Annotated in this window: 10 protein-coding genes; all 10 read left to right on the top strand. The window is 34.1% G+C overall.

Annotation, left to right across the window (positions count from 1 at the left end):
• The first annotated feature begins 18 nt into the window (after positions 1-18).
• The 10 genes from V1T75_RS10585 to V1T75_RS10540 all read left to right on the top strand — a co-directional run bounded on the left by V1T75_RS10585 (position 19) and on the right by V1T75_RS10540 (position 12,119).
• Positions 19-1,914, top strand: a complete 1,896-nt coding sequence (locus V1T75_RS10585; protein ID WP_330488514.1) for a phage tail sheath family protein — start codon at positions 19-21, stop codon at positions 1,912-1,914.
• A gap of 41 nt (positions 1,915-1,955) precedes the next feature.
• Complete coding sequence (locus tag V1T75_RS10580; protein ID WP_330488513.1) at positions 1,956-2,402, top strand: phage tail protein; 447 nt, start codon at positions 1,956-1,958, stop codon at positions 2,400-2,402.
• Positions 2,402-2,839 carry a phage tail protein gene (locus tag V1T75_RS10575; RefSeq protein ID WP_330488512.1) on the top strand — a complete coding sequence of 146 codons (438 nt, stop codon included), beginning with the start codon at positions 2,402-2,404 and terminating at the stop codon, positions 2,837-2,839. Before V1T75_RS10580 ends, V1T75_RS10575 begins: the two co-directional genes overlap by 1 nt.
• Before the next feature lies 1 nt (position 2,840).
• On the top strand, positions 2,841-3,002 hold the full coding sequence (locus V1T75_RS10570) for a DUF5908 family protein (RefSeq protein ID WP_330488511.1): 162 nt from the start codon (positions 2,841-2,843) through the stop codon (positions 3,000-3,002).
• Positions 3,002-3,688: a CIS tube protein gene (locus V1T75_RS10565; RefSeq protein ID WP_330488510.1), complete on the top strand. Its 687-nt coding sequence runs from the start codon at positions 3,002-3,004 to the stop codon at positions 3,686-3,688. The genes V1T75_RS10570 and V1T75_RS10565 overlap by 1 nt, the downstream gene beginning before the upstream one ends.
• Positions 3,689-5,434, top strand: a complete 1,746-nt coding sequence (vgrG, locus tag V1T75_RS10560) for a type VI secretion system tip protein VgrG (protein WP_330488509.1) — start codon at positions 3,689-3,691, stop codon at positions 5,432-5,434. It begins immediately after the preceding gene.
• Between the two features lie 73 nt (positions 5,435-5,507).
• Positions 5,508-5,798 carry a PAAR domain-containing protein gene (locus V1T75_RS10555; RefSeq protein WP_330488508.1) on the top strand — a complete coding sequence of 97 codons (291 nt, stop codon included), beginning with the start codon at positions 5,508-5,510 and terminating at the stop codon, positions 5,796-5,798.
• 2 nt (positions 5,799-5,800) lie between these two features.
• Positions 5,801-6,214 carry a GPW/gp25 family protein gene (locus V1T75_RS10550; RefSeq protein WP_330488507.1) on the top strand — a complete coding sequence of 138 codons (414 nt, stop codon included), beginning with the start codon at positions 5,801-5,803 and terminating at the stop codon, positions 6,212-6,214.
• 8 nt (positions 6,215-6,222) lie between these two features.
• Positions 6,223-9,399: a baseplate J/gp47 family protein gene (locus V1T75_RS10545; protein ID WP_330488506.1), complete on the top strand. Its 3,177-nt coding sequence runs from the start codon at positions 6,223-6,225 to the stop codon at positions 9,397-9,399.
• A complete protein-coding gene (locus V1T75_RS10540) occupies positions 9,387-12,119 on the top strand; it encodes a hypothetical protein (protein ID WP_330488505.1) in 2,733 nt (910 codons plus the stop codon). Before V1T75_RS10545 ends, V1T75_RS10540 begins: the two co-directional genes overlap by 13 nt.
• The last annotated feature ends 24 nt before the right edge of the window (positions 12,120-12,143 follow it).

The following is a 12,143-nucleotide window of genomic DNA, read 5'->3' as shown; positions in this document are numbered from 1 at the left end:
AATTAAAAACAAGTAATTATGTCAGCGTACAAAACACCAGGAGTCTACGTAGAGGAAATTGTAAAGTTTCCCCCTTCGGTAGCTCAAGTAGAAACAGCAATTCCAGCTTTTATTGGTTATACCGAGAAAGCAACTAAAAAAGCAATAGGAGACCTTAAGGGAGTGCCAACTAGAATCTCTTCAATGTTAGAATATGAGAATTACTATGGAAAACCGAAGAATGAAACAGGAATTAAGGTATCTGTAGTAAATGGAGAAATCTATGCAGAAGGCCCTAGTAAAAATGAGAGATCTCCATTCTTCATGTACTATGCAATGCAAATGTTTTTTGCCAATGGAGGCGGGCCGTGTTACATTGTTTCTGTAGGAAGATACGGAACTGATATTGATGATGCAGATTCTCAAGAAACTATCGTAGAACAAGCAAACTTAAAAACAGGATTAGATACCATAGAAAAGGTAGATGAAGTTACTTTAATCGTTTTTCCAGACGCTTCTAATTTGGGAGATGTAGATAGTTTTTATGGATTGTATAATGATGCTTTAAAGCAATGCTTAAAATTAAAGGATCGTTTTGTAATTATTGATACGGAACATGATGATGATACGCAATCACCAACTCCAGTAGAAGATTTGAGAAATAAAATTTCAAACATAAAGGATGAAGTAAAATATGGAGGAGCATATTACCCGTATGTGAATACAATCTTAGATTATATGTATGATGAATCTAAAATTTCAGTGATAGAAAAGTCTACCACTCAAGAAGATTTAGAGGCAGCGGTACAAGAGATTTCAGACAGTATAGACACAGCTAAGTTTACAGATTTAAGAAACTCAATAGATGCTTTAAAAGCCGATGCAGATGCAAACGTAACAGATGCAACATCAGCCACAGCATTTGTTCCTATAGTTAAAGCTGCAATTGATAATATAATCAATTATATAAATACGTTAAAAGTAGATGTAGAAACCGCATTAGTTATTTCTCAAAAAAACACAGCGGTTGCAACAGAATCAAATGCTTTAGACGCTTGGATTACAAATGTGTTAGAGGGAGCGATTCTTGATTTTAATAAATCAAAAGATAACTTAAACTCTGATGATACGGCTATTAAAATAAAAAATGAAATAGATATTGATACCGCAGCAATAGATGCTTTAAAAACGAGTGTAGATACTTGTATTGCATCAGGAGAACTGGATGCAGTTATTACTGCTTTAAATACAAACGCAACAGTATTACCAACAACAACAACTGTTTTAAAGAGTTTAAAAACGACAAACAATCGTTTATACAATCAAGTAAAAGCCGAAATAGGTCGTATTCCATTAACCTTACCCCCTAGTAGTAGTATTGCAGGAATCTATGCTGCTGTAGATGAGAATAGAGGGGTATGGAAAGCACCGGCTAATGTTAGCTTAAATTATGTTATAGAGCCAACAATTCAGGTATCTCATGATGAACAACAAGGATTGAATGTAGACGAAGTAGCTGGTAAATCTATAAATGTAATTCGTGCATTTAAAGGGAAAGGAAATCTAGTATGGGGAGCAAGAACCCTTGCAGGAAACGATAACGAATGGAGATATGTATCTGTTAGACGCTTCTTCAACATGGCAGAAGAATCGATTAAAAAAGCAACAGAACAATTCGTTTTCGAGCCTAACGACAAAAATACGTGGGTGCGTGTAAAAGCAATGATTGATAACTTCTTAACACAACAATGGAGAGCAGGAGCACTAGCAGGTCCTACACCAGAAAAAGCATTTTATGTAAGTGTTGGTTTAGGAGAAACGATGACCGCTCAAGATGTTTTAGAAGGAAATATGATTATAGAAATTGGAATGGCAGTAGTACGTCCAGCTGAATTTATCATTCTTAAGTTTTCTCACAAAATGCAAGAAGCATAATTAAATGAATTAATAAAAAAATAAACAAAAAATAAAAAATCATGGCAGAATTATATCCAATTCCAAAGTTTTCCTTCGAAGTAACTTTTGGAGACACAAAATTTAATTGCACAGAAGTTTCTGGTTTGAGTTTCGATAATAAAGTAATAGAATACCGTGGGGGAGCTGATAAAGAATACCACAAATCAAAGCAACCAGGACTGTTTGAATATGGTAATATTTCTATGAAACGAGGAACTTTTGTAAATAAGAGTAAAGAGTTTTATCAACAGTGGGCTAAAACGGTCTATTTTCAAGAAGGTGGTGAGCAATTTAGAGGTGATCTAACCATAAAGTTATTAGACGAAAATGGAGACCCAGCTGTTGTATGGGAAGCCCAAAATGCATACATCACTAAAGTGCAACCAACCGATTTAAAAGCTGATGGTAATGAAATTGCCATTGAAACTGCCGAGTGGGCTATTGAAAAACTTAAAATGCCATCGTAATGAGCTATTATCCGCCAGTAGGCTTTAGTTTTCAAGTAGAGTTTGTAGATGTTTCAACTTCACAAGGAGATAATTCATTTCAATCAGTTTCAGGTCTTTCAGTAGACCTTGAAACTGAAGAAATAACCGAAGGAGGAGAAAACAGGTTTAAACATACAATACCCGTACGTTCTAAGTATGCTAATGTGGTTTTAAAAAGAGGAATGTTAATGGATTCTGAAGTGATTAATTGGTGTAAAAAAGCAGTGACAAATTTCGAAATACAACCCTCTGATATTAATGTGATGTTGTTGGGAGAAGATGGACAAACCATACAGACTTGGAATATTGTACGTGCTTATCCAGTAAAATGGAATGTGGGAGATTTTAATGCGGAAGAGAGTAAACTGGTTATTGAAACATTAGAATTAACCTATAACTATTTCAAAGTATCATAACATGCCAATTACAATTAAAGAATTACATATCAAGATTAATGTAGATGAAAAAGCAGAGCCCCAAGGAAAAACAAGTGGAGCAAAAAATGGTAATACAGCAGCTATTGTAGCAGCATGTGTTGAAGAGGTAATGGATATTCTTGAAAGACAAAAAGAACGATAATGAGTCAAGGAGAGTTAAAAAAACTAGTTATAAAAGCGTATAAAGATATTGCTTTTTCTGAACCCGTTGGTGACGGTGAGTTTACAACATTAGTAAACCCAGAAAAGTACATGATTGCCTATAAACCTGAATATGATGAAGAACAGGGACAAGGGACAAGCGCTACACAACCAAGTTTTACTAGAATTGCTCCACAAGAACTAGACTTAGATTTATTGTTTGATAGTAGTGGAGTTATAGATGGTAGCCCAAATTTGAAAGATGGGATCATAGATAAAATAGATGCATTTAAAAAAATTGTATTCGATTACAGTGGAGAAGAGCACAAACCTTACTACTTAATGATTAAATGGGGGGCATTGCTTTTCAAAGGATCTTTAGTAGATCTTTCTATTGAATACAGATTGTTTGCTCCAGATGGAACTCCCTTACGTGCCAATGCAAAATTAAAAATAAAAGGAACCGTTGATGAGGATTTACGAGTAGCAAGAGAAAACAATCAATCTCCAGATTTAACACACTATCGTAAAGTGAAATCAGGAGATACCTTGCCTCTAATGTGCCATCGTATTTATGGAGATTCTAAGTATTATTTAGAAGTAGCGCGTGTTAATAAAATAATGCAGTTCAGAAAGCTACAACCAGGACAAGAAATTTTTTTTCCACCCTTGCAAAAATTCGCATAAATGAATAACACAGGAACCATACAAACTTCAAAAAGTGCCGATTTAGTCACGTTTAAAATCTTAATTGCTGGAGAGGAACTCTCAAAACAATACGAGGTAAAAACGATTACTGTGGCTAAAGAAGTAAATAAAATACCTACAGCCCAAATTGTTTTATTAGATGGAGATGCTTCTCAAAGAGATTTTAAGTTGAGTAATGAAGATTTGTTAATTCCGGGAAAAGAAATTGAAATTACGGCAGGATATCATTCCGATGAAGAAACCATTTTTAAAGGAATAGTTATTAAACATAACCTAAGAATTAGAGCCAATTCAGCACAGCTGATTGTTGAATGTAAAGACGAAGCTGTGAAAATGACGGTAGGTAGAAAAAGCAAGTATTTTTACGAAAGCACCGATAGCGACATTTTTGAAGAAATCATTGGAAATTATGGTTTAGCTAAAGAGGTAGAATCTACAAATTACAATCATGCAGAATTGGTACAATACAATGCCTCAGATTGGGATTTTATGGTTTCGAGAGCACAAACAAACGGAAAACTGTGTTTTGTTGACGATGGAACCATAACCATAGCCAAACCCAATGTGAGTCAGTCTGAAATTGAAACCGTAACCTTTGGAGGTTCTTTGTTAGATTTTGATGCAGAAATAGACGCACGTCATCAAGTAAAAAAAGTAGCAGCCTATAGTTGGAACCACGCTGATCAGGAGCTAGTTGAAATTGAAGGAAAAGATCCTAATATAAGTTTAAACGGAAATTTATCGGTTTCAGACTTAAATAAAACGATAGGTTTAGAAAGTATGGAGTTACGACACGGAGGTGTTGTTACCGATACTGAACTACAAGACTGGGCAGATGCTAAATGGTTATTTCAACAATTAGCAAAAGTAAGAGGACGTGTAAAATTTCAAGGAATTCCTTCGGTAAAACCAAATACGATTTTAAAGCTAGAAGGAGTAGGAGATCGGTTCAACGGGAATGTATATGTAACAGGAGTACAGCATCTAATTTCAGAAGGAAATTGGGTTGTCAACGCACAGTTTGGATTGTCAACAGAATGGTTTTCTGAAACTTTTGAAATCTCAGCCAAATCAGCATCAGGATTATTACCAGCAATTCAAGGCCTACAAATAGGAATTGTTTCTCAATTGGAAGAAGACCCTGATGGAGAAGATAGAATTCTAGTGCAAATTCCTATAGTAAATAATAAAGAAGAAGGTATTTGGTGCAGAGTAGCTTCACCCGATGCAGGAGAAAATAGAGGTATTTTTTTTCGTCCTGAAATAGGTGACGAGGTAATTGTAGGGTTTATCAATGAAGATCCTAACGATGCTATTGTTTTAGGGATGTTGCATAGTAGTGCAAAACCATCACCTATTACTGCAACCGATGATAATCACGAAAAAGGAATCATTACCAGAAGCGAAATGAAAGTATTGTTTGATGATGATAAAAAAATAATCACCATAGAAACACCTGCGGGAAAAACCATTGCATTAGATGAAGATGAAGGAGCCATAACTATTGAAGATGATAACTCCAATATAATAATCATAAACAGCGATGGGATATCAATGGAAAGTGCAGGAGACATTTCATTAAAAGCCTCAGGAGACGTAAATATTGAAGGAACAAATGTGAGCATAGCAGCCAATGCAGAATTTAAAGCAGAAGGTAGTGCTGGCGCAGAAGTTTCAACAAGTGCTATAGCTGTTTTAAAAGGCTCGTTAGTTCAAATAAATTGATTTTAGAAAAGAGAGAAGAGAGAAGAGAAAAGAGAGGAGAGAGGAGAGAGAAAAATTAATATTGATAACTGATATGGGAAATCCAGCAGCAAGAATAACAGACATGCATGTGTGTCCAATGGTAACGGGAACAATCCCTCACGTAGGAGGACCAATTTTACCAGCAGGAGAGCCTACGGTATTAATTGGAGGTTTACCAGCAGCTAGAGTAGGAGATATGGCTACTTGCACAGGTCCTCCAGATAGTATAGTCGCTGGCTCAGGAACCGTATTGATAGGAGGAATGCCAGCAGCAAGAATGGGTGATAGTACTTCACATGGTGGTACTATTGTACTGGGAGAACCCACAGTTTTAATAGGATAATAATGGAAAATAAAAAAGCATTTTTAGGGATAGGATGGGATTTTCCACCCGAATTTTCAAAAGACTTAAGTGAAGTAGTCATGATTTCTGAAGAGGAAGACATTAAAAGTAGCTTAGAAATATTGTTAACGACTCGATTAGGAGAACGCGTAATGCTACCTAATTATGGGTGTAACTTACAAGAACTTCTTTTTGAGAAACTTGATAGAACGCTGATAACCTATGCCAAAGATTTGATAGAAACAGCAATCTTATATCACGAACCAAGAATCGATGTTATTCATATTGATGTTTCGGAAACAGATCCTTTAGAAGGAATGTTGATTATAAAAATTGACTATAGAATTAGAGCTACAAACAGTAGAACCAATGTGGTTTTCCCTTTTTATAAAGGAGAAGGAACCGATATAAATTAAAACACACCATGAGTAAAATCATTTCTAGCATATTACAACGAAACGGAACAGGACAAGAGCGACGTTATATTGAAGCACTGAACCCTGAAAATTTCGAACTTCACGATTTTACTATTGAAGATTGGATTTTATTTGCCTATAATTTTGCTGAAAAGCTCAATTATTTTCCCACAGAAAACCATGAAGTAGCGTCTGGAGATTGGCAACCTTTTTTTAAAAATTTAACGACAGAGAATATCCCTTTTAGAGGAACAAGAGAGTATAAAAAAATAAAAGAAAATATTCAGAAAGCTCTTGAGAAATACACCCAAGAAGGAAAATTAAGCCCGCATTTAACTTTATTTGTTTGTTTTTTGCACTTGTTAGAACTTTCAAAAGAGCGATTCAACAATTTAACGAAACGCCACTTAGATTTTTACTACAAAGAAATACTTCAAGTTCAAAAAAGAACGCCAATTCCAGATCAAGTACATGTAATTTTTGAACTGGCAAAAAAAATAGCAGATGAACGAATAGAAAAAGGAACGTTGTTAGATGCAAAAAAAGACAGTTTAGGAAATCCATTAGTATACGAAACAAATGAAGAACTGATTGTAAATAAAGCTTCTGTAGGAGCCATAAAAACGATTTACAATAACAATTCAGAAAGTTTAAAAAAGATAAAAGCAAGTGCTGTAGCGAATACAAAAGATGGTTTTGAAGAGCCACTATCTGAAGAAGCACCGTATTGGTATCCATTTGGATATCCTGAAAGTGAAAAAAATGCTATTGAGTTGCCAGATGCAATAGTAGGTTTTTCAATAGCTTCACCAATGCTACTTTTACAAGAAGGGGATAGAACAGTAACGATTGCTATTAACTTTAAAAATAACTTTGAAGAAAATTCTTTTGATGTAAGCGAATTGCTACAAACCGTCCAAATTTTTGCCAGCGGGAAGGAAAAATGGGTAAGCCCAACATTAACGGCAATTAATCATGCAAATGATGGAACCCTTGAAATTGTCAATCAGGTAAGTTTTACATTTACATTAGGGCTTGATACAGAAGCATTGGTAGCATATAATGAAGAGTTTTTACTTAAAAAATACAATACAGCACATCCATTAGTTCGTTTTGTTTTTGATGTTTCCAACACGAATGGATACGATTTTTACAGGTTTTTAGCAGGGAACACACTTGAAAAAGTAACTATAAAAACAGATGTTAAAGGAGTAAAATCAGCAACAGTTGAAAATGATAATGGAGTGCTAAGAACTAAAAAACCATTTCATCCTTTTACAACACGCCCTATTGAAGGATCGAATTTTAGTGTGGATTATACCGAAGCTTTTTCGAAAAAGTGGAAAGATTTTACAGTAAATCTTCACTGGAAAAATATCCCCGAAGATTTTAAAGAATGGTATCAAGCATATGTGAAATCAACAAGTTATTCTTCTATTAAAACCTATGGAGATGAATTGGGAGAAGCTATAGGTTTAAGGAATTTAATAATTGAAGACTACACTTTTTTCCAAATAGAAAAACGATTATTGCATGCTGCTGGAGAAACCAAAGAAACCGTAGGGAAGATTGAAAATCTCTTTAAAAAACAGGTTGATGAAGAAAGTGAAGCGGTATTTTATACCTCAGAGTTTAAGGTAGAAAATACAGGAAATAGTTACGGAATAGACAAAGCAGGTCCTTTACAGTTAACACTAGAACAATCATTTTTACATGAGTTGTATCCTAAGTTATACGCACTGGCAGTAAGTGCAGAAGATAAAAATATTAACCTTCCTAATGAACCCTATACCCCATTAGTAGCATCTATTTCTGTAAACTATTCAGCAGAAGAAACCATGGTAATGGAAGGGATGAATTTAAATGAAAACCGCATTCAATTATTTCATGAACACCCTTTTGGGCAACACGAAGAAAACTATGCAGAAAAAAAGTATTTACAAGAAGAAAAAGGAATTGTAGATATTTTTGATAAAGACAGTATTCAAACCACTTTAGTACCAAAATACTGTTTAGGGGGTCACTTATTTTTAGGAATAGAAAATGTAGCACCTCAGCAAAACCTTTCACTGTTAATCCAAGTATTAGAAGGAAGTGAAAATCCAGAAGTAGAAAGTTTTGGAGCAAATGAAAAAATAAACTGGTCGATATTATGTAATAATAAGTGGAAAACACTTGAAAATAACATCATATCGAACAGTACAGATAATTTCTTAAAATCAGGAATTGTTAAGTTTTCCATTCCTAAAGAAGCCAATTCCGATAACACATTATTACCAGCGGGCTATACTTGGATAAAAGCACAAATGAATAAGTCGTTTGAAGCCGTATGCAAGGTCATTGGTATTCATGCACAAGCAGTATTGGCTAGGTTTGAAGATAACAATAATGAGGTAAGCCATTTAAAAAACGGATTGCCTAGTGAAACCATCAAAAAAATGGTGACACGCATTCCACAAATTAAATCAGTTTCACAACCGTATAATTCATTTGGAGGAAGTCCTGAAGAATCTGATGCTAACTTTTATAGAAGAATAAGCGAACGCTTGCGTCATAAAAATAGAGCGATAAGCTTATGGGATTACGAGCATTTGATTCTTCAAGAATTTCCTGAAATATACAAAGTAAAGTGTTTAAATCATACTTCAGAAACAAGTTTTATAGCAGCGGGTTATGTTACGTTAATTGTGGTGCCAGATACTGTAAATAAGAATGTATTTGATATGTACCAACCAAGAGTTAGCAAAGCTACTTTAAACAGTGTTACGACTTACATTAATTCGTTAAATACCCTACCTGTAAATGCTGAGGTTATCAATCCAAATTATGAAGAAGTAACGATTGGCTTGGAAGTGAGTTTTTATGAAGGATATGATGAAAACTATTATACAGAGCAGCTAAAAACCGACATTACAAAATTCTTATCTCCTTGGGCATTCGACGAAACCAAAGAAGTAACCTTCGGAATTATGCTGCACAAAAGCATATTGATTGATTACTTAGAAAAACTGCCTTATGTAGATTATTTACAAAACGTAAGCATGAATGGCAATGCTAATGTGTACAAAATAGAACCAAGCAATCCAAAATCAATATTGGTATCTGCTAAAACTCACAACGTAAGTACTGTATTAACGACCTGTAAAGGAACCAAAAAAATCATAGAACAAACATGTCAGCTATAAACGAACATATCAATATTCCTAAAAATATATCTAGAAAAGATGACTTAGATTTTTCTTTTTTAAGAAAAGAAGGAATCTCTTATTTGGAAACATTAGGAGGTAAGTTGTGGACTGACTTCAATTCACACGATCCAGGAGTTACTATTTTAGAAATGTTGTGTTATGCCATTACCGATTTAGGAATGCGTATTGATACCCCCTTAGAAAACTTATTGGCATCTAAAGATCCCAGTTTATCATTGCAAGCACAGTTTTACCAAGCTTCAGAAATTTTTCCAACCAAACCAGTCAATGAATTAGATTATAGAAAACTGCTTATTGATTTAAAAGGGGTAAAAAACTGTTGGTTACGAATTTACGATAAGCAAGTGTTTGTTGATTGTAAAAATAACCAGTTAAGCTATAAAAAGTTTGAAGGGATTTTACCAGAGTTTCAAAAAGATTTTAAGCTAAAGGGATTGTATTCCTTATTGGTCGATTTAGAAGAAGGCTATACTAAAGAACAGGTTTTTCCTCATATAAAAACGACTTATCACAAAAACAGAAATTTATGTGAAGACTTGATAGAAATAAAAGAAGTAGACACGCAGCCGATTGCTATTTGTGCCAATGTAGATGTAACTCCTGAAGCAGATGAAGAATGGGTATATGCCAATATTGTATTTCAAATAGAAAACTACCTATCACCATCTTTAAAATTCTATTCAATTCAGCAAATGTTAGATAAAGGGTATACAACCGATGAGGTATTTGATGGCCCAGTTTTAAACAATGGATTTATTGATGTAGAAGAGCTTAAAAAAGCAGAATTAAGAAAAGAGGTACGCCTTTCAGATGTGATGAAAATTATCATGAACATTGAAGGGGTAAAATTAATTAAAGACATCTCTGTCGGTTTTTGTGATGAAAATATAGTTCAAGAGAACAAATGGGTAGTTTGTATCGATCCAGATAAAAAACCTGTGTTGTGTGAGAAAAGTACTTTTAATTTTAGCAAAGGATTTCTTCCGTTAAACTTAAACTACAATAGGGTAGAGGAATATTTGAAACAATTAAAAGAAGATGAAATAGCATCACAGCAAATAGCAGATGAAGACAAGGTTTTATCGTTGCCAAAAGAAAGTTTAATAGGAGTTAGCGAGTATACCACTATTCAAAATGATTTTCCTGATACTTACGGAATTGGTCGAGAGGGGCTAGCTGTACATGTTTCTAATGACAGGAAAGCAAAAGCGAAACAATTAAAAGCCTATCTAACATTTTTCGATCAAATCTTAGCGAGCTATTTCAAACATTTATCAGAAGTAAGAACGTTGCTTTCTGTCAGTGGGCAAGAAACGCGTACTTTTTTTACACAAGCGGTTAAAGACATTAAAGATTTTGATGAACTCGTTAGTGAATATCCACAGTCAGATGACGATGAATTAACAAAACTATTGTTCAGTCAGTTTGATAATAATATAGAGCGAAGAAACTCCATTTTAGATCATTTATTAGCTCGTTTTGCTGAACGATTTGGAGAATATACCTTCATTATGAAAGCGCTGTATGGAACAGCTACCGATGAAATTGTATTGTCAAACAAAGAGGCTTTTTTAAAAGACTACAACATAATAAGTAGCGAAAGAGGATTAGCGTTTAATTATTACAAGCGCGTTAAAGAAAACTTATGGGATACTAACAATGTATCAGGATTTCAAAAGCGTATAGCACGTTTAATGGGGATTACCAATGAGAAACGAAGACATTTAACGGAAACCAGTGTAGATATTTATGAAGTAACAGAAGGGAGTAATAGCTATAGATGGAGGTTAAAAGATACTAGTGGAAACATACTGTTGTCAGCAACTGAAAACTATGCTAAAAAATCCTTTGCTATTGAAGAATTATACTTTGCAGTTTTACAAATGGTACAAACCAAAGAAAAAGATATAGAGGAAGCTTTTGAAGAAGGTATTACAAATAATATGCAAATTGGATTTATAAGAATACATGAATCTACACCATCAAAACCTTCTATTCCAGTAAAGTATTCTTTTGATGTTATTAATCCGGAAAAACCAAAGAGTAGTTCTGATTACATCATTGCAAAACAATACAAATATTATACAGATAGTAATGATTTAAAAGAAGCATTATTAGAGGTGATTTCTTTTCTAAAAAAAGAGTTCACTGAAGAAGGAATGTTTTTAGTTGAACATATGCTATTGCGCCCAAATGTTACCAATAACGAAGCAGAAAACTTTTTGCCTATTTGCGCAAAAGACTGTGAAGATTGTGGAACGATTGATCCTTATTCTTACAGAGTTAGTATTGTTTTACCAGGGTATACATACCGCTTTTCAAACCCAGATTTTAGACGCTATATGGAAGATGTTATCAGGCAAGAACTTCCAGCACATATACTACCAAGAATATGTTGGGTAGGAGAGCGTAAGGGAATTGTACCAGATAAAGAAAATGATTTATTACAGTTTGAAAACTCTTATAAAGAGTACCTGTTTGCCAAAACAAATTTAGAGCAAGAACAACCAACAGAAAATGGTGAATTACAAAATTTAATACATGCAATACAGCAATTAAATACAATTTATCCAGTAGGAAGATTAACCGATTGTAGTGCTGAGGAGGAAGCCTTAGATGGAAGAATCATTTTAAATCAATCTAGTATTGGAAACATTGGCGTAGAAAAAGAAAACAATAACGAAGAAAACTCATAAAAAATAGTACGTGTTTATTTATTA

It is taken from the genome of Tenacibaculum sp. FZY0031 (assembly GCF_036350695.1).
Lineage (GTDB): Bacteria > Bacteroidota > Bacteroidia > Flavobacteriales > Flavobacteriaceae > Polaribacter.
Note: the sequence above shows the minus strand (reverse complement) of the source record. Positions and strands in the feature narration are given on the sequence as shown.